Below are 264 nucleotides of genomic sequence, written 5' to 3' on the forward strand. Positions count from 1 at the left end.
ATTTTGTGTTGATTTATATCTTAAAATCAACTATTCTTCAGAAATGAAGTTTGTGTTAGGAGATGAAAATACTGCCAAACTTGGTTGGGCAAAAATTTTAGGTAATACGCAAAAAAAATATACAATAGTATATATGAAACTATGTGAATAAGCTAACACAAAAATATGTTTAAAAAAATCACAATCTCTCTTCACCCATAAACCATACCCTAAAATAAACTTTATTTTACCCACTTTATGCTAAAATAAATCACATAAGCTTAT

1 pseudogene is annotated in these 264 nt (G+C 26.1%); it reads left to right on the forward strand.

Annotated features, from left to right (window positions below):
- Nucleotides 1-151 (forward strand): annotated as a pseudogene (locus tag AJ932_RS11055) (type VI secretion system baseplate subunit TssG); the annotation flags it as partial.
- Nucleotides 152-264: the final 113 nt, after the last annotated feature.

The organism is Campylobacter sp. BCW_6873 (assembly GCF_001762365.1).
Classification (GTDB): Bacteria; Campylobacterota; Campylobacteria; order Campylobacterales; family Campylobacteraceae; genus Campylobacter_D; species Campylobacter_D jejuni.